Origin of the sequence: Actinopolymorpha sp. B17G11 (assembly GCF_040196095.1) — a bacterium.
GTDB lineage: Bacteria > Actinomycetota > Actinomycetes > Propionibacteriales > Actinopolymorphaceae > Thermasporomyces.
The window spans coordinates 57,701-81,363 of sequence record NZ_JBEFTW010000012.1; the positions used below are offsets into that span (position 1 = coordinate 57,701).

Here is a 23,663-nt window from a genome sequence, read left to right on the forward strand (position 1 = left end):
CGCCGGTCCGGCCACCGCGCTGGCCGCTCGTGCCCGCGGGAGTGGCGCTTTGTCCGCACAGCGGCCAACGTGGTTGACTGTCTACGCCTGCGGCTCTGGCCAAGCACCTGAACGCAGAGAGTTGAGGCATTCGCCCTACGAACACGCCGCAAGCTTCAGGAGTGGTCGATGCCCCGTCGCGACAGCGACCCCGACTTCATCGAGTCGATAGCCCGCGGCTTCGACGTCGTCCGGGCGTTCGACGCCCACCGGCCCGTGATGACCCTCAGCGAGATGGCGGCGGCGACCCAGTTGGCGCGTCCCACGGCCCGCAGAATCCTTCGTACGCTGGAGTCCCTGGGGTACGTGCGGGCAGTCGGCGGCGGGTTCACCCTCACCCCGCGCGTGCTCGAGCTCGGTCTGACCTACGTCCAGGGCATGGGGCTGTGGGACGTGGCTCGTCCGCACATGGAACGGCTCGTCGCCCGTACCCACGAGTCGAGCTCCATCGCCCAGCTCGACGGCTCCGACATCGTGTACGTCGCGCGGGTGGCCGTACCCAAGATCATCACGCTGGCGGTGCAGATCGGCACCCGGTTCCCGGCACCGCCGACGTCCCTCGGCAAGGTCCTGCTCGCCGGACTCGACGCCGACGAGCTCGACCACGTGCTCGCCCAGCCGAGCCGCTCGGGCGTCACCGCGAGGTGGCAGCCGGACCGGACCGAGCTCGACGCGGCGCTGCGGGAGGTTCGCGCGCGCGGGTGGGCACTCACCGACGAGCAACTCGCCTCCGGGATCCGCTCGATCGCGGCGCCCGTACGCGACGGCGCCGGCCGGGTCGTCGCCGCGATGAACGTGACCGTGCACGCGGCCGAGACCTCGGTGGAGACGCTCACCGAGGAATACCTTCCGCTGCTCCTGCAGGCGGCAAGCGCCGCGAGCGCCGACTTCGCGAGGTACGACGCCCTGCCGCGCACCGTCGTCGAACCCAGCGTCTCCTGACGGTGCCGTCCGGCCCGGCCGTCCGGCCCGGCCGCCTGACCGAGGCCGCCTGACCGAGGCCGCCTGACCGAGGCTGCCTAGCCGCGCCAGCTGACCGGGCGAACCCGCCTCCCGACCTTGACACCGTGGCCCTCGCCGACGGATTCTGGCAAGCTATCGGACGGTTGTCCGAACAGCGGACGAGGGGGATAATGACGGAAGACACCCCGGTGGAGGCGGCGCGGAAGGGTCCGCTCGCGGGCCTGCTGGTGGCCGACTTCTCCAGGATCCTGGCAGGCCCGTACGCGAGCATGCTGATGGCCGACATGGGGGCCGAGGTCGTCAAGGTGGAAGGTCCGGCAGGCGACGACACCCGGACGTGGTCCCCTCCGCTGCGGGGTGACGTGGCGACCTACTACCTCGGCATCAACCGCAACAAAAGGTCGATCGCGCTGGACTTCGCCGACCCGGACGACCGCGCGCTCGCCCAGGAACTCGCGGCCCGCGCCGACATCGTGCTCGAGAACTTCCGGCCCGGAAGCCTCGCCAAGTTCGGGCTGGACTACGACAGCGTGGCATCCGCCAACCCAGGCGTCATCTACGCCTCGATCACCGGGTTCGGTTCCGGCGGCGGCGCCGCGCTGCCCGGCTACGACCTCATCGTGCAGGCCATCTCGGGGCTGATGAGCCTGACCGGTGACCCCGAAGGCCCGCCGTACCGCTCCGGCATCTCGGTGTTCGACGTGATGTCGGGGATGCAGACCACGATCGGTGTCCTCGCCGCATTGCAGCACCGCAACCGAACGGGCACCGGCCAGCACGTCGAGGTCAACCTCCTGTCGACCGCGCTCTCCGGGATGGTGAACCAGACCAGCGCCTACGTTGCCGGCGACGTCGTACCGCACCGGATGGGTAACGCCCATCCGAGCCTCTTCCCGTACGAACCGCTGCCCACGGCGGACGGCGAGCTGATCATCACCGCCGGCAACAACCGGCAGTTCGCCAATCTCTGCAAGGTTCTCGGCGTGCCGGAGCTCGCCGACGACGCCAGGTTCCGCACCAACCAGGACCGCACCGCCAACCGCGAGGAGCTTCGCCCGTTGCTGGTCGAGCGCCTCCGGACGAGGGGGCGGATGGAGTGGTTCCGCGACCTGCTCGCCGCGGGCGTGGCCTGCGGGCCGATCAACACCGTCGAGGAGGGCGTGGCGTTCGCCGAACAGCTTGGCCTCGACCCGGTTGTGCGGGTGGGCGAGGGCGATACACCGTCGGTCCGTAACCCGATCACCTTCTCCGAGAGCCCCACCCGCTACGACCTGCCGCCGCCCGGCCTGGACGAGCACGGCGCAGAGCTACGCGCCTGGCTCTCCGCTCCTCGCCCCCAGCACGAACACGGACACGACAACTGAGACGAGACCGGCACCGAGCTGCCCGGCAGACCGAAGAAGAGGAGATAACGGAGTGAGTAACGAATCCTCGCCACCACAAGCACCGACGTACCCGACCTCGCTCGGCATGTCGGACGCGGACTCGATCTCGTTGCTGGGCAAGGATCTCGCCGCCGACCTGATGGGCCACGTCGGCTTCGGCGAACTTGCCTTCTGGCTGGTCACCCAACAACGTCCCACCCCGGCTCAGGTGCGGGTCTTCGAGGCCGTGCTGGTCGCGCTCGCCGATCATGGCTTCACCCCGACCGCGATCGCCGCGCGCCTCACCTACCTGTCCGCCCCGGACTCCTTGCAAGGGGCGATCGCCGCCGGCCTGCTCGGCGGTGGCTCGCGGTTCCTCGGCGTGACCGAGGACTGCGGCCAGTTCCTGGCCGGCGTCCTGGAACAGCATCGCGACAAATGCCCGGAACGCCTCGACGACGACGCGGCGTGGGACGCGGTCGCGCTGTCGGCGATCCAGCACGCACGGGAGTCCGGCCGCCTCGTTCCGGGGTTGGGCCACCCGGTCCACAAGCATCAGGACCCGCGTACTCCGCGCCTGCTCGCCATCGCCGCGCAGGAGGGGTTGAAGGGACCGCACCTCCGGCTGTTCGAGGCTATCGGCAGGGTGCATCCTCGTGTCCTGGGCCGCACGCTGCCGCTCAACGGCGCCGGCGTGTGTGGCGCCGCCCTGGCAGACCTCGGCCTCCCGCTCGAGCTGCTGCGCGGCTTCGCCCTCCTGGCGCGTGCCGCCGGGCTCCTCGGCCAGCTGGCCGAGGAGGTGCGGCGCCCGATCGGGCGGGACGTCTACCTCTCGGTGGACCGGAACGCGACCTATGTCGACCCACTCAGCAACACGTCCAGCTGAAGGAGTCCCCATGGCCACCGTCGTCGCGGTCATCGCCTCTACGCACCATCCGTTCTACTACCGGGCGAGTACGTCCACCGGCGCCGACCGTCCGCCGTTCGCCGACGAGTGGGTGGCGAAGATCGAGCGCTTCCGCGAGACCCTCACGGGTGCGCGGCCCGACGTTCTGGTGATGGTGGGAAGTGACCACTTCCACCAGCTGTGGCTGGACAACATGCCGCAGTTCCTGATCGGCAAGGCGCCGTTCTACGACGCGAACTTCTACAACGAGGAACGCGAGTTCGGCCTTCCCAGGATGCTGCTCACCGGGCACGAGAACCTGTCGGCCTACCTTCTGCGGTCCGGCCTGGACGCGGGCTTCGATCTCGCGTTCAGCAACGAGCTGCGCATCGACCACAGCATCACGTGCCCGATCATCACGCTGCGACCGGAGGCCGACCTTCCGATCGTGCCCGTCTACACCAACATCTTCGCGCCGCCGCTCCCCCAACCGCGACGGTTCGTCCAGCTCGGGCAGGCGATCCGGGAGATGGTCGAGTCCTGGCCGTCGGACCAGCGGGTCGCGATCATCGGTACCGGTCACCTCTCTCTCGAGCTCGGTGGGCCGCGCCAGTTCGGCGAGCACGGCCCCGATCCCGCGTTCGACCGCAAGGCCGTGGACTGGATCGGCAGCGGCAACCTGCAGGAGTGCCTGGCGGAGGTGAGCCTGGACAGCCTCCACGCACCGGGCAACGCCACCCACGGCTTCATGGACTTCATGCTGATGATGGGGGTCGCCGGAGAGAACGCCAAGGCCGACCACGTGGACAGCCTCGACCTCTTCCACACCATGGAGGCGTACTTCACCTGGTATCCGAACGGAGCACCAGCATGAGCGCGAGGAGCCCCCACGCAGGTACGCCGAGGAACGAGGTGTGCCGGAGTGAGGCACCGCAGCGGTCATGCGAAAGGAGACCAGCATGAGCAAGTACCTCGTTGACAAGTTCCTCTACACCGTGGACCGTGACCCCCAGCTGGTCGAGCGCTACCGCGCGGACCCGCGGGGCACCGTTCAGTGGTGGGAGACCGAGCGCGCGGGCAGCATCCTGGGTTGCGTACATGCCGAGGCCACCACGTGGCTGGAGTTCGCGCCCGTGGAGCGCGAGGCACTTGCCACGCACGACTACCCGAAGCTGTTCGAACTCGGCGCGCACCCCTTCCTCACGCTCACGCTGTTCATCGCGATGTTCGAACGCGATCACGAGCCGCTGGGGTTCCAGCAGGAGTACGCACGACGGCTCGCGCACTTCACCCTCCCCTATCCCGACTACTCCACCTGAGAAGCCCTATGCGTGCAGCAGTCATCGAGCGCCATGGCGCCGCCCCCGCCCTTGTCGACCGGCCCTCGCCCGCCGGCCTCGACGGCCATGCCCTGGTCACGACAACGGCCGCCCCGATCACGCCACTCGACATCCTCTGCGCTACCGGCACGTCCTACTTCGGGGCTCCCGCTCTTCCGTACGTTCCTGGCGTGCAGGGGGTGGGCGTCGTCGCGGCGGCCAGCTCCCTACCGGGCGGCACGCGGGTCTGGTTCCCCACGACCGCGGGAATGCAGCCGGGCGACGGCAGCATGGCCGAGCAGGTGACTGTGCCCGAGTCCGAGCTCGTGGCCCTGCCCGGCCAGGTCGAGGACACGATGGTCGCGGCGCTGGGCCTTTCGGCGGTCGCCGCGTGGATGGCTCTGACCTGGAAGGGCGGCCTACAGCCAGGCGAGCAGGTCCTCGTGCTCGGCGGTGGCAGCGTCGTCGGCCAGGTCGCGATCCAGGCCGCCCAGCTGTGCGGGGCGCGCCGGGTCGTGGCTGCCAGCCGTTCCACCGGCGCGCAGGACCGCGCGGCTTCGTGTGGCGCCGACGCAGTGGTCCCCCTCCGCGACGACGACGAGGTGGACGAACTCGCCGCAAAGCTCGCGGCGGCCTGCGACGGCGACGTGGACGTCGTCATCGACCCGCTCTGCGGCGTACCGGCATCGGCGGCCCTGCTGCTCCTTGCTTCCGGCGCGAGATTCGTCAACCTGGGAAGCTCAGCAGGGCAGAACGCGACCTTCGCGTCTGCCATCGTGCGGAGCCGTTCGGCCAAGATCCTTGGTTACACCAACAACGAGATCGACACCGAACAGAGGGGCGATGCGCTGTCGACCCTGCTCCAACACGCCGCCGCCGGCCGTCTGACGGTTTCCCACGAGATCGTTCCACTCGACCAGCTTCCCCATGCATGGCAGCGGCAGGCCCAGGGCCTGGCCGAACGACGCATCGTGGTCGATCTGACCTGATCCGCACGACGAACCAACCACGCAGGGCGACCCGCCGGCCGAGGCATGCGAGGGTTCGCACCCGAGCATAAGAGACGTAGGAACAACGTTCGTGGGAACGCGGGGGATGTCGTGCGTATGCGGTGCGGGCGGGGGCGTTCTTTTGTCAACCAGGTGCCGCGACGGCACAAGCTCGGCGGATTCTGCCTTGCTGGTCTGGTTCTCGCGTTGGCGACAGCGCTGTCGTTGACGATGGGCGCCTCGCCCGCGGTGGCGCAAGGGCCGGGCGAAGTCCTGGCATGGGGAGCCAACAGTGAGGGACAGCTGGGCACCGGCTCGACCGTAGCGTCCTCCGATGTCCACGTGCAGTCGTCGGAACGGGAACGATCGTTGGCGCCAGCCTGGTGGCGTTGGCCCTGACCGTGTGGGCCGGCACCGCGATCCGGCGTAGCCGACAGCACAGCACCGGCCCAGTCCAAGCCCCCGGGCTTCACCTCGACGTGAGGTCCTGAGTGCGCGTTCCGTTCCGCTGTTCCCGCCGAACGCCCGGATCTGGCCTCACCGGTGCTCGAGCAGCCGCCGAGCGGACTCGGCGATGCCCTCAGGCGACATCCCGTAGCGGTCGAGGAGATAGCCCGCGGAGCCGGTCGGAGCGAACTCCGGTATGCCGAGGATGGTTACCCGGGTCGGATGATGCGCGACGACTGTCTCTGCCACCGCCCCACCCAACCCACCGGCCGTCGACGACTCCTCGACCGTCACGATCCCGGCGGTCTGCGCGGCCGCGGCGATCACAGCCTCGACGTCGAGCGGTTTGACGGTCGGCATCGACAGCACCCGAGCCGAGATGCCGTCGGCGGCGAGGCGCTCGGCGGCGACCAAGGCACGCCAGAGCACGGTGCCGTTGGCGATCAACGTCACGTCGTCGCCGCTCCGCATCGTGAACGCCCTGCCGGGGACGAACTCGTAGTCATCGGCGTTCACCTGCGGGACCCGCATCCGACTGACCCGGACGAAGACTGGCCCCTCGATCCCGGCCGCCCAACGCAGCGCGGCCGCGGTTTCGATCGGATCCGCCGGGACGATGATCGTCATGTTGGCGATGGCCCGCAGCCATGCGATGTCCTCGATCGAATGGTGCGTGGGCCCGAGCTCGCCGTACGCCACACCCGGGCTCATGCCGCAGAGCTTGACGTTGTGGTCGGAGTAGGCCACATCGGCCTTGATCTGTTCCAGGGCCCGCGCGGTCAGGAAGCAGGAAGCCGCCGAGACGAAGGGGATCCGCCCTCCGTTGGCCAGGCCGGCCGCGATACCGACCATGTCCTGCTCGGCGATCCCGACGTTGATCAGCCGGTCCGGGAACGCCTTCCGGAAGCTGTTCAGCTTGCTCGAGCCGATCGAGTCGTTCACCACGCCGACGATCCGGTGGTCGTCATGAGCGAGCTCGGAGAGAGTGGCGACATACGCGTCACGGCAGTCGTAGCGTGGTCCGTCGGCGACCGACAGGTGAGGTAGCTCGTCACCACCGCCGACGATGGATTCAGTCATCCCAGCTCCCTGCCGATCCGGGCGTTCCCTACGGCCTCGATCTCGGTCAACGCCTGCTGGAACTCCGCGTCGTCTGGCACTTTGTGGTGCCACGCGACGTTGTTGCTCATGAACGAGATCGGGTGGCCCTTGTGGGTGTGGGCGATCACGAACGTCGGCTTCCCTGGTCGGAACGGCACGGCGGACAACACCTCGAGCAGCTCGCCATGGTCATGACCATTGACCTCCACCACGGCGAAACCAAACGCCGTCGCCTTGTCCCGCAGCGGATCAAGGTCGTTGGTCTCCTTGGTCGTCGCGCCCTGCTGGAGCCGGTTGCGGTCGACGATCACGGTCAGGCGGTCGAGCTGGTACTGCGACGCCGCCATCATCGCTTCCCAGTTGCTGCCCTCCTGCAGTTCGCCGTCGCCGACAAGCACGTACGTACGACGTAGAGACACGTCGAGCTTGGCTGACAGTGCGTGGCCGACAGCGATCGGCAGGCCGTGGCCGAGTGGTCCCGTGTTGGCCTCCACGCCCGGCACCTTCGCCCGGTTGGGATGGCCGTTGAGGGCCGACAGTGGCTTCAGGAAAGTGGCCAGATCGGTGACCGGCAGGAAGCCGAAGGCTGCCAGCGTGGTGTACAGCGCGCCGGCGACGTGTCCCTTGCTCAGCACGAACCGGTCCCGCTCCGGATCGTCGACCGTCGCGGGGGTGATGGCGAGTACCGCACCGTACAGCGTCGCCAGGATGTCGATCGCGGAGAAGTCCCCACCGATGTGGCCGGCGCCAGCGTGGTACACCAGCTTGAGGTCCTGGATCCGGATCTGTCGGGCCGCCTCGGCGATGTGGGCCACCTTCGCTGGCCTGCTGGCATGGGCTTCCAGCCGGCGGAGCACCGGCATGGTCGTGTGCGCGGTGGAAAGACCGCCTCCCGACGCGGGATCGATCCTCGGAAGGGCCTTGGTCATGAGACCTCCTTCGTCGGTCTCACGACCAAGGTGCTGTGCTCATGAATGACCTCACTGCGTTCGGTCATGTGTCCTCCGTGCCGGCCATCGAGGTGAGCAGCGCCCGCTGGACGAGCCTTTGAGCAGCCAGCGCATCGTGGTCGGCCTGCGCCGCCGCGAGCGCCGAGTCGTCGAGGGTGTCGAGCGCGCGGTGCACCGCCTTCAGGAAACGGATGGCCTGCCTGGCGGCCTCCACGCAGTCTTCCCGGAACGGGAACTGGTCCAGCTGCCAGACGCCCTGCCAGTTGTTCTTGCGCAGGGTGTGGAAGAACTCGAAGGTCTCCACCAGATGGACGGATCCGACCACCATGTCGTCGTCCCAGCCGCGCAGGTTGTCGTTGACGTCGATCGCGAACAGCCTGCCGTAGTCGATCGCCAGCTGCGCCGCGTCGGCCGGGGTTTCCAGGCCGTACAACGAGTGTCCGAAGTCGAGGAGGATGCCGAGGTTCGGCAGCCCGATCTTCTCGATGCCGAGGAGCGTTCGCGCGACATTGGGAAAGATGATCTTGACTCGCGGTTCACGCGGCTTGTACTCGATCACGAAGTTGATCTCCGGATGAGCTGCGCAGAGCTCCCGTAGGCCGTCGAGCGCGAGTTGCCAGATGTCGTGGTAGTTCACCTGGAAGGGGTAGTCCCAGCCATCCTGGCCGGGCCACAGCTTGACGTAGGAGCAGCCGAGATCCTTGGCCACGTCGGTCGCGTGGTGCATCAGGTCGAGCGCCCGCTTGCGAACCGCCGGGTCGGGGTGAGTGAACGAACCCTTGACGAAGTCCCGGGTGTAGATCTCCGGGGTGATGGCAATCGCCTCGAGCCCGTTCCTCGACAGCGCAGCCTTCACGTCGTCCAACGTCCCGTCGAAGCCGGCGAACGGCCAGTTGAGGTCGACGACCGACAGGTCTCCCACGGCACCCGCGCGATCGATCTGTTCCAACAGGCCGACCGGTGGACCGTAGCCGTCGGTGGCATAGCGGTCCTTGTAGGTCGCGAAGTGCCAGATGCCCGCACCGAAGACCGGCAGATCTGTCATCGTGCTCACTCCCCCTCGGAGGTGGTTGGTCGTCCGTCGGCTGTGGTCGTCATCCCTTGGTCGCCCCAGCGGTCAGTCCGCCGACGATCCAGCGTTGCAACAGCGTGTACGCGATCAGAATCGGAACCACGGCGATGAGAATCCCCGCGGCGAGGCCGGTGGTGTTGTTGGCGAACTGGCCCTGGAAGTTGAGCAGTCCCACCGGGATCGTCTTGTGGGCGTCGGAGTTGAGCAGGATCAGGGCGAACAGGAACTCGTTCCAGGTCGCCACCGCGTCCAGGATCGCCACGGTTATCAGGGCCGGTGCGGACAGCGGCAGCATGACGGTGAAGAAGATCCGCCAGTTGCCGGCGCCGTCGACCTTGGCCGCCTCGATGATCTCGTCCGGAACCTGACGGAAGAACGACTGCAGAACCAACACCTCGAACGGGATGCCGAATGCGAGGTACGGCCCGATCAGGCCGGCGATGCTGTCCGTCGCACCGGCGGTTTTCATCATGATGAACACCGGCACGATCGTGATGTAGATCGGGATGGTGAGACCGAGAAAGACCGAGAACATCACTGTCCGCCGGAACTTCATCTGCAGCTTGGCGAGTGCGAAGCCGAGCATTGCGGAAATCAGCACACCGAGGGGCACCTTGACCATCGTGATGAGTGCGCTGTTGCGGTAGGTGGTCGCGAAGTTGCCGATGTCCCAGGCGTCGGAGAAGTTCGTCCAGGTGAACTCCGACGGCCAGGACAGCGGTCCGTTGCCGATGAAGTCCGCCAGCGGCCGGACGGCGGTGACAACCAGGAGCGCCAGCGGTGAGATCCAGAAGATCGCGACGACGGCCAGCACGGTCGTGAGGACGATGCCACCCTTGCCTCCAGGTGGGCGGGTCGATCGCTCTTCCCCGGTCACCGCGACCGAAGGTGGGGAGTGCACCGGCGCGAGGGAGGTCATGAGGTGTGCTCCCTGGTCTGTGACCGTACATACGGAATGCCTACCGCGATCGCCACCAGGGTGATCACGACGGCGATGGCCGTGCCGTAACCCGCCTGGTAGTACTGGAAGACGTTGGCGTACATCCACGTGCCCATGACCTGCGTCGACGTTCCAGGACCGCCGTACGTCATCGCATAGATCATGTCGAAGACCTTGAACGAGTCGATCAAGGACAACGCCAGCACGATGTAGTGCGCCGGCCGCAGGCTCGGCATGGTGATGTGCCAGAACTGTCGCAGGCGGCTGGCGCCGTCGACGGTGGCAGCCTCGTAGAGCTCATCCGGAATCCCTTGCAGGGCTGCGAGATAGAGCAGCATCGGGAACCCGGTCCGCAGCCAGATTGCCGGGACCATCACCGCCCACAGCGCCGTGGAGTCCTGGCCGAGCCAGGGCTGGGCCAGTCCGTCCAGTCCGATCAGGCGGAGGGTCGAGTTGATCGCGCCGTACTGCGGGTTGTACAACCAGCCCCAGATCGAGGCGATCGACACCAGAGGCAGCACGCCCGGTGTGTAGAAGATCAGCCGCAAGACCGGCTTGCCATGCACTTTGCCGTTCAGCGCCAGGGCCAGCGCCAGGCCGAGCCCGACCGGGAAAGTGATCGTCACCACGGACCAGAGCAGGTTGTTCGTAGCGGCGGTGAGCACCACCGGGTCGTCGAGCAGGCGCGTGTAGTTGTCGAACCCGATGATGTTGTACGTCGGACTCAAACCGTCCCAGTCGGTGAAGCTGAACCACAACGAGGACAGGGACGGATAGACCAGGAAGACGACGTAGACCGCCAAGGCCGGAACAGCGAACAGCCACGCATGCCACCAGCCTCCCCCGCTTCCCTTCGATCGTTGTCGTCGCGGCCGCCCTGCGGCGGCGGCACGATCGGCTGTGAGCGTCGCCATGAGGTGCCCAGATCAGCCCTTGGCCCAGGCGGACACGATTTCCTGCATCCTCGCGGCGGCCTCCGCTGGTGTCACCGAACCCTGCAGGATGTCGCTCTGCACGGTGAAGTACTCGTCAGCCTGCTTCTTGGGGAAGGCCTGGTCCTGGATCGTGTAGAAGGGATTGCTGCCGTACTTTTGCGACCACTCCGAGGCCAGCGGCAGCTCCTTCGGGTCCGGCTCGGCACCCTTCACCGTCGACGCCGTGTTCCGCAGTGCCTTTTGCGTCTTCGGCTTGGCGAGGAAGTCGAGCAAGGCAGCCGCCTTGTCTGCGTTGGGGGACTTCGCGTTGATCATGTAGCCCTCGACGAAGCCGGAATGGCGCGCCGGCTTGTGGTCGGTGGGCAGTTCGAAGTTGCCGAAGTCGGCGGGATCTTTCTCGGCCGACAGGATGGCGACGGACTCCGTCCATGGGCCGATGATCGTGTAACCGTTCTTCCCTTGCACGTAACCAGGTTCGACGTCGGCCGGGTCCATCCCGAGTGCACCCTCCGGCACCCACTTCTTGTCCTGCCACTTCTTGAACAGCGTGAACGCCTCGACGACCTCTGGACGGTCCCAGCTTTCGTCGCCGACCAGCAGCTTGTCGTGCAGCTCGGGACCTGCCGTGTGCTCGAGGAGGTACTCGAACAGGCGCATGATGTTCCAGCCGTACTTGCCGGCCAGGCCACACGGCGTGGTGCCGGCGGCGACGAGCTTGTCGTTCATCTCTTCCAGCTCGGCGTAGCTGGTCGGGGTGGCGGTGACGCCGGCCTTCTCCAGTAGCGCCTTGTTGTACCAGGCGCCGAGGCCGAGCGACATGAACGGCAACCCTGCCTTGACACCATCGAACGTCATGCCGTCGATCGCGGCGGTGTTGATCAACGAGTCCCAGCCGTACTTCTGGTAGTACGGCGCCAGATCCAGCGCCTGCTTGGCGGTGGCGAACGGCGCACCGATCTGTCCGCCCCAGATCCGCCAGACGTCCGGGCCGCTGCCGCCGAGCAGCTCGGTCCGGAGCTTGTCCGGATACACGGCCGCGCCCGAGCCGGGCAGACTTCCGACCGTCGTGGTGGTGCCGTTCTGCTCGTCGAACTTCTTCAGTTGGGCCTTGAAGAGACCGATGGTCTCGTCGCCTTCATAGGTGAAGACGCGGAGCTTGTTCGAGGCCGGCGCCGACGAACCACTGCTGGTGGTGGAGGCGCCGGTGCAGGCACCGAGGCTCAGTCCAGCCACGGTGGCGGACGACAGTCCGAGGAATCCCCGTCGAGTAAGCGACCTGGCGGTCATGTCATTCTCCTCTATGCGCAAGGGCGATGGCGTCCTCGTATGGGTCGGGAGTCACCGATATGTGAGTCGGGTCACCGGGTTTTGCGGCCGAAGGCGCGGATCTTGGCGAACATGTCCTCCAACAGGAAGCGCACGTCCATGTACTCGCACACACTGATGGGGTTGTTGGAACCAGGCAGGTACCAGCCGTCGACCCCGAACCGCGGCGCCGGCCGGACCCGCATGGCGCCGCTGGTCGGGTAGAGCATCAGGGCGATGGCCGGCGAGTCGCCGAGCGAGCGAGACTCGATCGGCTCGGGGTGATAGGTAGCGTTCCACTCGTGGAGCTGCTTGATCAGGTAGTGCCCGAGCGGACCTGCGTCGCCGATCTTCTCGTCGAGTTCGGCATAGCTCACAGACACCTTGCTGTAGACATCGCTAGGCACCTGCCAGATGGTGATGCCGGAGCCGAACACCACGTTGGCGGCGTGGATGTCGTTGGACAGGTTGAACTCGATCCCACGCCATCCCGGCGCCATCCCGTCGTACCCGCGGCCGCCGATCCAGATCACGATCACCTCTCGGTCCACGATCTCCGGGTCGAGCAGAATCGCCGAGGCCATGTCGGTCAGCGGTCCGAGGAACGCCACGAAGAGCGGATCGCCCTCGGAGGCCAGCTTTGACTCCTCGATGATCAGCCGGGCGCCCGGCGAGTCCAGCGGGGTCTGCTCGTCCGGGATGCCGGTCGGCGCGCCATTGGCGACAGTGACCTTGCCGGTGAGGTCGAGCAGGTCCAGCAGGAGGTCGATCTCCTCGCGCGACTCCTCCATGCTCCGGTCCGAGCGCCGGGTGCCGAAGTGGGCCGGGATCAGCCCGCGCACGTCGAGCGTCGGCGACAACATCCCGTGAACGATCGCGAACTGGTCGTCCGCCTCGTTCTTGGCATCGGTGTTGATGATCACGCGGCGCCGCGTCGGCCTCATCAGATAACCACCCTTGAAGGATTGAATAATGATTCAAGGCCGCATAATCTATCAATTACGGCTGGCGTGATGTCAATAGGCCACTGCAGAATCCGGGGGAGGCACGGCGCCCAGTCGAGGCGATCGAGTGATGCGGCCGCAGATATGCCGTCGGGGGAAGCCTGCGCGTACGAACGAAGGGAAGGTGGATGGCTCCGAAACAAGCCGTGCTGGCCATCGATCAGGGCACGACCAACTCCAAGGCGATCCTGGTAGACGAGTCCGGAACGGTGCTCGCCACCGGCTCGACACCGGTCAACCTCTCCCTCCCTCGTCCGGGCTGGGCCGAGCAGGATGCGGAAGAGCTCTGGTCCAGCGTGGTGACCGCTGTCGAACGCTGCCGAGCGGCCGCGGGGACCACCGATGTCGTCGCGGTCGCTCTGACCAACCAGCGCGAGTCCGTGGTGGGTTGGCGGCGCAGCACCGGCCGGCCCTTCGGGCCGTTGATCGGCTGGCAGGACATCCGGACGTCCGCGTGGTGCGAAAGACTTCCGGCCGGCATCGGCGACCTTGCCCGCGACCGCACCGGGCTCAGAGTCGACGCGATGTTCTCGGCCCCGAAGATCAACTGGCTACTCTCAACGGCGGCCGCTACCCCCGCGGCCGACATCTGTGTCGGAACCGTCGACTCCTGGCTGATCTGGTGCCTGACCGGCCACCGCCGACACGTGACCGAGGCTGGCAACGCCGGCCGCACGCTGCTCTACGACGTCATCGACCTCGAATGGTCCGACCCGTTGTTGGACGCCTTCGACGTGCCGCGCGGGCGCCTTCCGAAGGTCGTCGCCTCGAACGGCGACTTCGGCACCACGGTCGGTGTCCCCGGCGTGCCGGACGGGACCCCCATCGCCGCCGTACTCGCCGACTCCCATGCGGCGTTGTACGGACAGGGGTGTACGGAGGTGGGCATGGCCAAGGCCACCTACGGCACCGGATCATCGCTGATGACTCCCATCCATCAGTTCGACCCAGGCCAATCCCCCGTACCGACGACGCTTGCCTGGCTCACCGACCGCCCGGTCTACGCCCGCGAAGGCAACATCGTCTCCTCTGGCGCGGCTCTCGCCTGGACGGGCTCGATGCTCGGGCTCGGCATCGTCGCCGAGCTGGTCGACCTGGCCGGGACGGTTCCCGACGCCGGTGACGTGACCTTGGTGCCCGCCTTCTCTGGCCTCTGCGCGCCGCACTGGGACCGCAACGCGCGCGCCGCCTTCACCGGGATGAGCAGTAGCACCACCCGAGCGCACCTGGCGCGAGCGGCCGTCGACGCCGTCGCGCACCAGGTCTGCGACATCGCGGATGCCATCGAAGGCACCGACCCCCCGCTGAGCGTCCTGCGAGCTGACGGCGGCGCCGTTGTCGCCGGCCTGCTGATGCAGACCCAGGCCGACCTCCTTGCCCACCCGGTGGAGGTGGCCGACGTCGCCGAGCTCTCCGCGCTGGGTGCGGCGCAGCTGGCCTGGCAGAGTCTGGGGAGCACTACCAGCTGGGCCGAGCAGCGCATACCAGCCCGGATCTTCACATCGACGCTCGACGACGAGACTCGTAGGAGACGCCGCGAGCACTGGGCGGACGAGGTGGCAGCAGTCAGAGCCCGCAAGCGCTGACCCGGCGGCGCCGCGACCCATACCGGTGAACGACAGGATGGACAATGGCCGATGATGACTCTCCAGCAACCGTGAAGTGGGGCGGATCGTGATGGCTGTGCACGCGTCCAGCGGCAGTCGACTGGCCCCCGATGCGCAGGTGCGGTTGATCACCAAGATCGCACACATGTACCACGAGCAGGGGATCCGGCAGGCCGACATCGCCGACGCCCTGCACGTCTCCCAGGCAAAAGTGTCCCGGCTGCTGAAACGAGCCACCGAGATGGGCATCGTGCGGACCGTTGTCGTGGTCTCGCAGGGCGTGCACACCGTTCTGGAAGAGGCCCTCGAGCATCGGTACGGGCTGCGCGAGGCGGTCGTTGTCGACGTGGACGGTGGGGAGCAGGAGATCCTCACCGGCATCGGGTCTGCGGGAGCCACCTATCTCGAGGCCACCCTGACCGGCGGGGAGCGGATCGGTATTTCGTCGTGGAGTCAGACCCTGCTGGCGGCGGTGGATCGGCTGCGCCCGCTCCGCGTCGCAGGGGCGGAGCGTGTCATCCAGCTGGTCGGCGGTGTCGGCGTGTCCGCCGTCCAGGCCCAGGCCAACCGGCTGCTGGGTCAGCTCGCCGAGCTGATCGGTGCTGCACCGACGTACGTGCAGGCCCCTGGGCTGGTGCAGACCTCGGCCATCCGCAAGAGCCTGCTCAACGACCCGGCGATGGAATCGATGGCCGAGGAGTGGGCCAACCTGACCATGGCACTGGTGGGTATCGGCAGCGTCCAACCATCTCCCCTGCTGCGGCAGAGTGGCAACGCGATCGCGCCGGATGACCAGGAGCAGCTCCTGGCCGCGCACGCCGTCGGCGATGTCTGCCACCGCTTCTTCACCGCGACCGGAGATCTGATCCGCAGCGATCTGAACAGCCGCGTCGTCGGCATCGACCCCGACACTTTCCGGGCGATCCCCCGGCGGGTCGGGCTGGCCGGAGGCGAACGCAAGCACGAGGCGATTCGTGCGGCGATCATTGGCGGGTGGGTGAATGTCATCGTCACCGACGTTGCCACCGCCCGCGCCCTGCTGAAGGAGTGAAACAACCGCGGCCGTCGAGCCGTCAACGACCGCAGCGCAGCGCCCACCTGAGACCGGCGCTCAGACCGAGCCCACCGGCGGCACGGCCTCTGACCTGGCTGCAGTAGGCCATGTGGCTGTCTTCATCCACGTCCGGGTGCCGGAAACGACCTGTCGCCGAACAGGATGCGGCGGGCCGCGGCCTGCCCCATCGGCGTACGCAGCAGGGTGAACGCCGCCGCTGCAAGGGCAGGCGTGCGGACCTGGGCCAATCCCCTGCGCAGCATGAGCCTTCCGCGGAAGCGGGCACGCAGTGCGGCTCCGTCGAAGTGAGTCAGCGCGTCCGTCCGCCCGGATCGCAGGGAGTCGTGCAGGATCGCGGCAGCGAAGTCCGACAGTCGCAGGCACGGGTCGAGGCCGCCAGCGGTGAGCGGCGAGACCGCACCCGCCGCATCCCCCACCAGAAGTCCGTCGGCACAGCTGATCCGGCGCAGCAGGCCACCGACCGGGATGGGACCCCCACGTCGCTCCACCTCGTCAGGGCGGGACGTGCTCGGCAGCCCCGGTGCCGAGGTGCCGAACCGCTCCAGGGCCCGGCGGAGACCGTCGGGGAAGCGGTCGGCGTAGCCGGCCGTGCCGACGTGGGCATGCCGCCCGTCATTGACGACCCACGCCAGGTAGCCGGGAGCGAGCGACGGGTCGAGCACGCAGTGGAAGGTCGGCGGTTCCTCGCTGCGCGGGATCTCGAAGACTTCTTCGGCACCGATCAGCAGGTGGTGGTTGCGGTCCAGGTCGAGGTCGCGGGCGACCCGTGAGCGGGCTCCGTCGGCGCCGACCACGAACCGTGCCCGCACCCTGGTCGGTCCGTCCCGGCCGGTCAGGAGGTAGGTGCGGTCTCGCCGACCGGCATAGCGAGTGCCCAGCGCTATCCGGACGCCGGCGTCGGTCGCGGCATCGGCCGCCGCTGCGTAGAGGGGCGCCATGTCACCCACCCGGTACTCATCGCGCGCACTGACGAGGGTCACCGGGCGCCGCAGCCCAGGTGGGTAGAGCACCACTCGCCGAATCGGAGGACCGAGGCACTCGGGAGGCAACCGGAAATCGTCGAGCGTTCTGCGAACGAAGATCCCAGTGGTACGAATCGCGCCCGTGAGGCTGGGACGCCGTTCGACGAGCAGCACGTCGTGGCCTCGCTGGGCGAGCAGCGTCGCAGTGTGAAGCCCCGCCAACCCGGCTCCGACGACCAGCACGTCGGCAGCCTCGACCAATCGAAGAGCAGCCTGCATCCATCGATTATCGCTCACTTGCTATCGAATGACAATGGTCGCGTGGTGACTCAGCGGTGCGCGACAAAAGTCGACGGTCGCCGCCACGGCGACGACGAACGCCCGTGGCGCCGCGATCAGTCGGAGCGGGCCCGCCTCGACCGGCGGTAGTCGCTCGGCCGGACCTGGTAGTGGCGGGTGAACGCCACACTGAGGGCGTACGCGTTCGCGTACCCCACCTGCCGCGCGATCGTGTCGACGGTGTGGTCGGTGTCGGCAAGCAGGTCGGCGGCAGTGCAGAGCCGCCATCCGGTGAGGTAGGCGATCGGCGGCTCGCCGACGAGCTGGTCGAAGCGCCGAGCGAATGCCGCGCGCGACAAGCCGACCTTGGTCGCGAGCTCGCCTACCGTCCACGCATGCGCGAGGTCGTCGTGCAGAAGCCGGAGCGCCTCGCCCACCAGCGGGTCGGTACGGGCGGCGTACCACGACGGAGGTTGCGCATCCGGTCGGGCGAACCACGCGCGCAGCCCGCGGATGAGAAGGAGGTCCAGCAGCCGGTCGAGGACGGCCTGTTGACCGGGCTCGTCGCGGGCGATCTCTGCGGCCACGAGGGCAAGGGGTGAGTCGGTGATCTCGTGCCCGGCGACGGTGATCAGTCGCGGCAGCGCCGCCAGCAACCGCCGGTCGACCTCACCGCGCACGCGGTACTCCCCGAACAGCAGGAGAGCCGGGCTGTCCGGCCCGTCCCCGCAGGTGCGGGTGTCCAGCGCCAGCGCCGCACCGATGTCACGACCTTCAGGGTCCCGGCACGTGTCGTCCGGGCTGATCACGACCTGCACCGGCGTCTCCGGCGGATCGGCGACGACGAACGACTCCGGCCCACGGACCACCGCGATGTCCCCGGCGGCAATCCTGGCCGGACCGTCGCCGACGTCGATCCAGGACGTTCCGCGCACCATGGCCACCACCGTGAGTGGTGCGGCGTCCGCGAAGCGCCACGACCAGGGCGGAGTGAGATAGCTCTGTCCCACCACAGCACCGCGGGCACGTGTGCGGTCGAGTAGGTCCGTCAAGGCATCCACGCCGTCCAGCGTAGACGCACAGACATCGAATGCAGACGTACAGCCATCGTCTGTCTCGAACCTTCTCGGTTGGCTGGATCTCGAACCACCCACGAGCGAAAGCGAGATCAGCCGATGCCCATGACAGCCGAAGCACGTGAGAGGTTCCTCGCCGAGCCCCGCGTCGGAACACTTGCGGTCGCCCGCGACGGTCGGGCCCCACTCGCGGTGCCGGTCTGGTACGACTACAGCCCGGGCGGCGACGTGCGTGTCTGGATGGAGCGAGGAACGCTGAAGGACCGCCTGCTCCGGGCCGCCGGACGGTTCAGCCTCAGCGTCCAGGCCGAGGACCGCCCCTACCGCTATGTGACCGTCGAAGGCCCCGCGCACTGGAACGAGCAGCCGACCGGCGATGACGTCACCACGATCGCGGCTCGGTACCTGCAGGAGGCCGAGCTCGCCGTGTACGTGCAACGGACCCTCGGCCCCACCTCCGTCGTCGTCCACCTCCAGCCCGAACACTGGCTGAGCAGCGACCTGTCCGAGGCATTCGAGGAGCTCGAAGCGGCCGTCGCCGCGGCCTCTCTCTAGGCGTGTCTCTCAGTTTTGAACAATGGTTGGGAGGGGCGACGCGTCCCCTCGCAAACCCTCAGTGTGCGGTGGTGCGGCGGGTAGTTGCACCGTGACGCGGAGCCCGCCAGCGGGCCGGGGTGTGAGCGCGAGGGTCCCGTCGTGGGCTTGGGCAATGCTCTTGACGATGGCCAGGCCGAGGCCGACACCTGCGTGGTCGGTGCGTATGCGTTCGGTCCCGCGCTGAAACGGCTCGACAAGCGTGGAAACCAATTGTGGGAGGAGCTTCTCGCCGGTGTTCTCGACTCTGAGCACCACAGTCCCGGGGTGAACGCTGGTGGTGACCCACACTCTGCCCTGGTCAGGCAGGTTGTGGACGATCGCGTTGTGCACGAGGTTCGTCGTCAGCTGTAGCAGGAGCGCGCGTGAGCCGATGGTGGGGGTGAGGTCGCCGGAGGTCTCGATGGCGAGGCCGCGTTTTTCTGCGAGGGGGAGGAGCGTTTCGGTGGCCTCTTCTACGAGTAGGGACAGGTCGACGTACTCGCGGGTGAAGGATCGCTGGTCCGCACGGCTCAGCAGAAGCAGTGCTTCGGTGAGGTCGATCGCTCGGGCGTTGACGAAGTGGAGACGCTCGACGAGTTCGCCGGCGTCGCGGTTCGGATCGTTGCGGGCCACGTCGAGAAGGGTCTGCGTGATCGCCAGCGGGGTGCGCAGTTCGTGGGAGGCGTTGGCCGCGAATCTCTGTTGTTCGGCGACGTTTGTCTCGATCCGAGCGAGCATGGCGTCGAAGGTGTCGGCGAGTTCGCGGAACTCATCTTTGCGGCCCGGTAGCCGGATTCGGTGGGAGAGCGAACCGTTCGCGGCCAAGCGGACGGCGTCGGTGATGCGGTCCAGGGGCGCGAGCATGCGGCCGGCGAGAATCCACCCACCCAGCAGACCGAACACCAGAAGGAACGCCATGACCATGGCCGCAGCCAGGCCGAAACCACGCAGGGGGTCGGAGCGGCTCGGTCCTCCGAGCCACGGGAGCCCGCCTATGGTCACACCGTCGTCCAGATACCGCGCCTGGACCGCCCACACGGCGGCGAGCATCAGGGCACCCGCAACCATGAGGAATCCGGCATAGCTGAGGGTGAGTTTGAGGCGAACGCTCAATCCAGGCGCCCTATTCACGGTCGGATCCCGCACGTCCGGGGCCGGGTGCAGTGTCGATGCGGTAGCCGACGCCGGGCACCGTGGCGATCAGCCAGGGTTCGCCGAGCCGTTTGCGCAAGGCCGAAACCGTAATGCGCACGGCGTTGGTGAACGGGTCGGCGTTCTCATCCCATGCACGCTCCAGGACCTCTTCGGCACTGACCACTCCCCCTTCGGCGGCGACGAGGACTTCGAGCACGGCGAACTGCTTCCTGGTCAGCGCGACGTACCGGCCGTCGCGGTAGACCTCGCGGCGGAACGGATCCAGCCGCAGACCGGCGATCTCTCGCACGGGTGGCCTGTTGTGGGCGCGCCTGCGGTCGAGCGCCCTGAGCCGCATGACGAGCTCTTGAAGTTCGAAGGGCTTCGTGAGGTAGTCGTCGGCACCGAGCTCGAACCCGGAGGCCTTGTCGTCGAGCCGGTCGGCAGCGGTGAGCATGAGGATCGGAATGCCGCTGCCGGAGGCGACGATGCGTTTGGCGACTTCGTCACCGGTTGGCCCAGGAATGTCCCGGTCGAGGACGGCGATGTCGTAGGCATTGATGCTCAGCAGTTCCAGAGCGGTGTCGCCGTCACCGGCGATATCGGCCGCGATCGCTTCCAGGCGTAGGCCGTCGCGGATGGCCTCTGCCAGAAAGGGCTCGTCCTCGACGATCAACACACGCACACTCTCGATGCTACGAGCCGGAGCATATCGTCGGCATATCGAAATCCACATACGTGGTGAGAACACCACGCTGCGTTGACTGCGGGCATGGCCTACAGCGAACCAGCACGAACACCGGCCCGCCGTACCCGATCGACCATCCTCGCCGCCCTTATTGTCGCCCTTGTCACCCTCAGCGCGACGCTTTTCGGCGTTCTCATCTGCCAGTCGCTGGCCTCCTCCTCGGGCGCAGCACAACCCACCGACGCGGCGGCCACCGACACCCCTTCGGCGGCTGCGGATCGTCAGCGGAGACCTATGCACCCTCGCGGCGACCACCGTCCTGCGCTTGGCGACCGCGATGTGGCAGATGGCGCCGTCCCTGGTGGCGTGACGATCTTCGAGGACGAGTTTCCGGCCGTGGCCAACCTTGATCCCGATCTGCTCGCTGCCCTCCGCCAAGCCGCAGCCGCCGCCGCAGACGACGGGGTCGAGTTCCACGTCAAGAGTGGCTGGCGAACCCCTGCGTACCAGGATCAGCTGCTTCGTGAGGCCATCTCCGAGTACGGCTCGGAAGAGGAAGCTGCCCGGTGGGTGGCCACCGCGGACACCTCTCCTCACGTGTCGGGGGACGCGATCGACATCGGGCCCTCCGATGCCACGACGTGGCTCTCCGAGCACGGCGCGGAGTACGGGCTGTGCCAGATCTACCGCAATGAACCGTGGCACTACGAACTGCGCCCCGAAGCCATCGATGACGGCTGCCCGCCCAGGTATGCCGACCCTACGCACGATCCAAGGATGCGGCAGTGACCAGCACGCTCGGTATGAGCGGGAAGTGGATCTCTATCGCATGGTGCTAGGTCCAGGTGAGCCGTTGCTGGAGGATGGCTTGTTCGGCGGGGTTGGTCGTGTGCTGGAGGGCTTGCACGTCCGCGGCGTGTGCCTGGTCGAGCTGACCGAGTTCGCGCAGTAGCTCGGCGCGAGTGGCGTGGTAGAGGTGGTAGCGCTGCAGCGTTTCACCGAGTGTGTCGAGTTCCTTCATCGCGGCCGCGGGCCCTGCGGTGTAGCGCAGGGCGATCGCCCGGTGGAGGCGGGCGACCGGCGAGGGTGCGAGATGAAGCAGCATGTCGTAGAGCAGGACGATCTGCTCCCAGTCGGTGTCTTCCCAACGTTGTGCTTCGGCATGGCAGGCGACGATCGCTGCCTGGAGCTGATACGGGCCCGGACGATGTTGTCTGGCGGCGATGCTCAACAGCCGGGTGGCGTCGGCGATCGCCTTGTGGTCCCACCGGGACCGGTCCTGGTGCGGCAGGAGTATCAGGTCGCCGCCCACTCCGAAGCGGGCAGCGTCGCGGGCGCGGTGGAGGCGGATCAGGGCGAGCAGGCCGGCTACTTCGGGCTCGTTGGGGACGAGCTGGTGCAGCAGGGACGCCAGCCAGTCGGCGTCGTCAACGAGGTCACGTGAGTGCGCGTGGTCGGCGGTCGACAGGTAGCCCTCGTTCAGAACCAGGTAGATGACCGCGAGCACCTGGCTCAGCCGTTCGGCGAGTTCGTCCTCAGCCGGCATCCGGTACGGAATCTTTGCCAGGCTGATCTTTCGCTTGGCCCGGGTGATCCGCTGCGCAACGGTCGTCTCCCGGATCAGGAAGGCACGCGCGATCTGCGCCGTGGTCAGTCCGCACACCACCCGCAGCGTGAGGGCGATCTGCGCCTCCTGTGGGAGAGCCGGGTGGCAGCAGGTGAAGATCAGCCGAAGCCGGTCGTCGGGTTCGGGCTGGACCGGCCATTGCACCTGCGCCAGCTTGGTCCGGTAGTTGCCATCGCGGCGGAGCAGGTCGACGCCGCGCCGCCGGGCGACGGTGAACAGCCAGGCATCCGGTCGGGCCGGAATTCCGTCGGTCGGCCAGCGCTGCAGGGCGGCCACGACGGCGTCCTGGACCAGATCCTCCGCGGTGGCGAAGTCGCCGGTGACCTGGACCAGGGCGGCGGCGAGCTGGCCCGCGTGCTCGCGTACGACGCGGGCCAGCTCGGCATGCGAGGCCTTCTCGGGCAGGTGGTTCATGATTCCAGCGGGCGAACTTCCACGGTCGGGCAGCCCGGCCAGGTCCTGACCATCCGAAGCGCTGCGTCCAGGTCGTCGACCTCGATCTCGGTGTAGCCGCTGACAACTTCCTTGCCCTCGACGAAGGGGCCGTCGGTGACGATCGGCTCACCGCCACCAAGCCGGACCGTGGTTGCGGTGGCCGGTGACTGCAGCTTGGCGCCTCCTCGGACGACATCGGCGTGGTCGGCGAACCATTCGTGGACGCGGGCATAGGCCCGCTCGCGCTCGGTCTGCCCCATGGCCTGCAGTTCGTTCATGTACTGCTCGGTTTCGACGAACAACAGCACATACTTCATCTGGTCTTCACTCCATTACGAGTCCTGGACAGGTGGCGCGTGGACGCCACCACGACGGCGTGGTGTGGGTCAGGTCTGATCGGAGAAGGCGGCCATGCGGCGCATCATCTCCTCAGCCGAGACGTCTTCCACATGCGTGGCGATGGTCCAGCCATGGCCGAACGGATCGATGAGGTAGCCGTCCCGGTCACCGTAGAACTGGTCCTGCGGAGGCCGCTTGAGTTCCGCGCCGAGTTTCACCGCGCGCTCGATGGTGGCGTCGACGTCTTCAACGTAGACGAACAGGAAGGTGGGGGATCCATCGAGCCCGGTGACCGGCGGCGCCTTGGTCCCCATCTGTGGTGATTCGTCCTCGACGATGACGACCGAGTCGCCGATCTCGATCTCGGCGTGGACGATCGTGCCGTCAGGACCTGGAAAGCGCATCCGTTCGGTCGCTGCGAACACCTCGGCATAGAAGTCCAGGGCCTGGGCGGCACCGCGGACGACGAGTGCTGGCGTGACTCTCCGGTAGGAATCCGGGATCGGGTTGGGGCTGGCTGTCGAGGACATCCGGGTTCTCCTTACGTCGAG

Annotated in this window: 25 protein-coding genes; 11 read left to right on the plus strand and 14 right to left on the minus strand. The window is 67.5% G+C overall.

From position 1 onward, the window contains the following. Positions 1-168 precede the first annotated feature (168 nt). The 7 genes from ABN028_RS14790 to ABN028_RS35360 all read left to right on the plus strand — a co-directional run bounded on the left by ABN028_RS14790 (position 169) and on the right by ABN028_RS35360 (position 5,959). The gene (locus ABN028_RS14790; RefSeq protein ID WP_349331070.1) at positions 169-981 is read left to right on the plus strand and encodes an IclR family transcriptional regulator domain-containing protein; all 813 of its coding nucleotides are present in this window, start codon (positions 169-171) and stop codon (positions 979-981) included. A gap of 191 nt (positions 982-1,172) precedes the next feature. Beyond that, complete coding sequence (locus tag ABN028_RS14795) at positions 1,173-2,366, plus strand: CaiB/BaiF CoA transferase family protein (protein WP_349696975.1); 1,194 nt, start codon at positions 1,173-1,175, stop codon at positions 2,364-2,366. 52 nt (positions 2,367-2,418) lie between these two features. Beyond that, complete coding sequence (locus ABN028_RS14800; protein WP_349696976.1) at positions 2,419-3,252, plus strand: citryl-CoA lyase; 834 nt, start codon at positions 2,419-2,421, stop codon at positions 3,250-3,252. A gap of 10 nt (positions 3,253-3,262) precedes the next feature. Continuing rightward, positions 3,263-4,126, plus strand: coding sequence for a DODA-type extradiol aromatic ring-opening family dioxygenase (locus tag ABN028_RS14805; protein WP_349696977.1), 864 nt, complete (start codon positions 3,263-3,265; stop codon positions 4,124-4,126). Positions 4,127-4,211: 85 nt separating this feature from the next. Further along, positions 4,212-4,571, plus strand: coding sequence for a hypothetical protein (locus ABN028_RS14810; RefSeq protein WP_349696978.1), 360 nt, complete (start codon positions 4,212-4,214; stop codon positions 4,569-4,571). Positions 4,572-4,579: 8 nt separating this feature from the next. Then, positions 4,580-5,560, plus strand: a complete 981-nt coding sequence (locus ABN028_RS14815; protein WP_349696979.1) for a quinone oxidoreductase family protein — start codon at positions 4,580-4,582, stop codon at positions 5,558-5,560. A 231-nt stretch (positions 5,561-5,791) separates the two neighbouring features. After that, the gene (locus ABN028_RS35360) at positions 5,792-5,959 is read left to right on the plus strand and encodes an RCC1-like domain-containing protein (protein ID WP_502879182.1); all 168 of its coding nucleotides are present in this window, start codon (positions 5,792-5,794) and stop codon (positions 5,957-5,959) included. A gap of 138 nt (positions 5,960-6,097) precedes the next feature. Here ABN028_RS35360 and ABN028_RS14820 read toward each other — a convergent pair whose 3' ends face one another. The 7 genes from ABN028_RS14820 to ABN028_RS14850 form a co-directional block, all read right to left on the minus strand. Next, positions 6,098-7,087, minus strand: coding sequence for a transketolase family protein (locus tag ABN028_RS14820; protein ID WP_349696980.1), 990 nt, complete (start codon positions 7,085-7,087; stop codon positions 6,098-6,100). Continuing rightward, on the minus strand, positions 7,084-8,037 hold the full coding sequence (locus ABN028_RS14825) for a transketolase (RefSeq protein WP_349696981.1): 954 nt from the start codon (positions 8,035-8,037) through the stop codon (positions 7,084-7,086). The genes ABN028_RS14820 and ABN028_RS14825 overlap by 4 nt, the downstream gene beginning before the upstream one ends. Positions 8,038-8,101: 64 nt before the next feature. After that, positions 8,102-9,103 (minus strand): sugar phosphate isomerase/epimerase family protein, encoded by a 1,002-nt coding sequence (locus ABN028_RS14830; RefSeq protein WP_349696982.1) that lies wholly within the window; start codon positions 9,101-9,103, stop codon positions 8,102-8,104. 49 nt (positions 9,104-9,152) lie between these two features. Further along, a complete protein-coding gene (locus ABN028_RS14835) occupies positions 9,153-10,049 on the minus strand; it encodes a carbohydrate ABC transporter permease (protein WP_349331061.1) in 897 nt (298 codons plus the stop codon). After that, on the minus strand, positions 10,046-10,873 hold the full coding sequence (locus tag ABN028_RS14840; RefSeq protein ID WP_349331060.1) for a carbohydrate ABC transporter permease: 828 nt from the start codon (positions 10,871-10,873) through the stop codon (positions 10,046-10,048). The genes ABN028_RS14835 and ABN028_RS14840 overlap by 4 nt, the downstream gene beginning before the upstream one ends. A 123-nt stretch (positions 10,874-10,996) precedes the next feature. After that, positions 10,997-12,292 (minus strand): ABC transporter substrate-binding protein, encoded by a 1,296-nt coding sequence (locus ABN028_RS14845; RefSeq protein WP_349331059.1) that lies wholly within the window; start codon positions 12,290-12,292, stop codon positions 10,997-10,999. 71 nt (positions 12,293-12,363) lie between these two features. Beyond that, on the minus strand, positions 12,364-13,254 hold the full coding sequence (locus tag ABN028_RS14850) for a nucleoside hydrolase (protein WP_349331058.1): 891 nt from the start codon (positions 13,252-13,254) through the stop codon (positions 12,364-12,366). A 188-nt stretch (positions 13,255-13,442) separates the two neighbouring features. Between ABN028_RS14850 and ABN028_RS14855 the strand changes: the two genes are divergently transcribed. Both ABN028_RS14855 and ABN028_RS14860 read left to right on the plus strand, forming a co-directional pair. Then, on the plus strand, positions 13,443-14,900 hold the full coding sequence (locus tag ABN028_RS14855) for an FGGY family carbohydrate kinase (protein WP_349696983.1): 1,458 nt from the start codon (positions 13,443-13,445) through the stop codon (positions 14,898-14,900). A gap of 91 nt (positions 14,901-14,991) precedes the next feature. After that, positions 14,992-15,972: a sugar-binding transcriptional regulator gene (locus tag ABN028_RS14860; protein WP_349331056.1), complete on the plus strand. Its 981-nt coding sequence runs from the start codon at positions 14,992-14,994 to the stop codon at positions 15,970-15,972. A gap of 122 nt (positions 15,973-16,094) precedes the next feature. On the opposite strand, the gene ABN028_RS14865 is transcribed toward ABN028_RS14860, so the two are convergent. Then, positions 16,095-17,237 (minus strand): FAD-dependent oxidoreductase, encoded by a 1,143-nt coding sequence (locus tag ABN028_RS14865; protein ID WP_349696984.1) that lies wholly within the window; start codon positions 17,235-17,237, stop codon positions 16,095-16,097. A gap of 116 nt (positions 17,238-17,353) precedes the next feature. Beyond that, a complete protein-coding gene (locus ABN028_RS14870; protein WP_349696985.1) occupies positions 17,354-18,298 on the minus strand; it encodes an AraC family transcriptional regulator in 945 nt (314 codons plus the stop codon). 120 nt (positions 18,299-18,418) lie between these two features. Here ABN028_RS14870 and ABN028_RS14875 point away from each other — a divergent pair, with 120 nt between their 5' ends. Continuing rightward, a complete protein-coding gene (locus tag ABN028_RS14875; RefSeq protein WP_349331053.1) occupies positions 18,419-18,868 on the plus strand; it encodes a pyridoxamine 5'-phosphate oxidase family protein in 450 nt (149 codons plus the stop codon). 9 nt (positions 18,869-18,877) lie between these two features. Here ABN028_RS14875 and ABN028_RS14880 read toward each other — a convergent pair whose 3' ends face one another. Together ABN028_RS14880 and ABN028_RS14885 are read right to left on the minus strand one after the other, a co-directional pair. Continuing rightward, positions 18,878-20,020 carry a sensor histidine kinase gene (locus tag ABN028_RS14880; RefSeq protein WP_502879183.1) on the minus strand — a complete coding sequence of 381 codons (1,143 nt, stop codon included), beginning with the start codon at positions 20,018-20,020 and terminating at the stop codon, positions 18,878-18,880. Then, a complete protein-coding gene (locus ABN028_RS14885; protein WP_349331051.1) occupies positions 20,013-20,708 on the minus strand; it encodes a response regulator transcription factor in 696 nt (231 codons plus the stop codon). The genes ABN028_RS14880 and ABN028_RS14885 overlap by 8 nt, the downstream gene beginning before the upstream one ends. 87 nt (positions 20,709-20,795) lie before the next feature. Between ABN028_RS14885 and ABN028_RS14890 the strand changes: the two genes are divergently transcribed. After that, complete coding sequence (locus tag ABN028_RS14890) at positions 20,796-21,500, plus strand: M15 family metallopeptidase (RefSeq protein ID WP_349696987.1); 705 nt, start codon at positions 20,796-20,798, stop codon at positions 21,498-21,500. Positions 21,501-21,546: 46 nt separating this feature from the next. Here ABN028_RS14890 and ABN028_RS14895 read toward each other — a convergent pair whose 3' ends face one another. The 3 genes from ABN028_RS14895 to ABN028_RS14905 all read right to left on the minus strand — a co-directional run bounded on the left by ABN028_RS14895 (position 21,547) and on the right by ABN028_RS14905 (position 23,642). Continuing rightward, positions 21,547-22,752, minus strand: coding sequence for an RNA polymerase sigma factor (locus ABN028_RS14895; RefSeq protein ID WP_349331049.1), 1,206 nt, complete (start codon positions 22,750-22,752; stop codon positions 21,547-21,549). Further along, positions 22,749-23,090 (minus strand): YciI family protein, encoded by a 342-nt coding sequence (locus ABN028_RS14900; RefSeq protein ID WP_349696988.1) that lies wholly within the window; start codon positions 23,088-23,090, stop codon positions 22,749-22,751. The genes ABN028_RS14895 and ABN028_RS14900 overlap by 4 nt, the downstream gene beginning before the upstream one ends. Before the next feature lie 69 nt (positions 23,091-23,159). Further along, positions 23,160-23,642, minus strand: coding sequence for a VOC family protein (locus tag ABN028_RS14905; RefSeq protein ID WP_349696989.1), 483 nt, complete (start codon positions 23,640-23,642; stop codon positions 23,160-23,162). Positions 23,643-23,663: the final 21 nt, after the last annotated feature.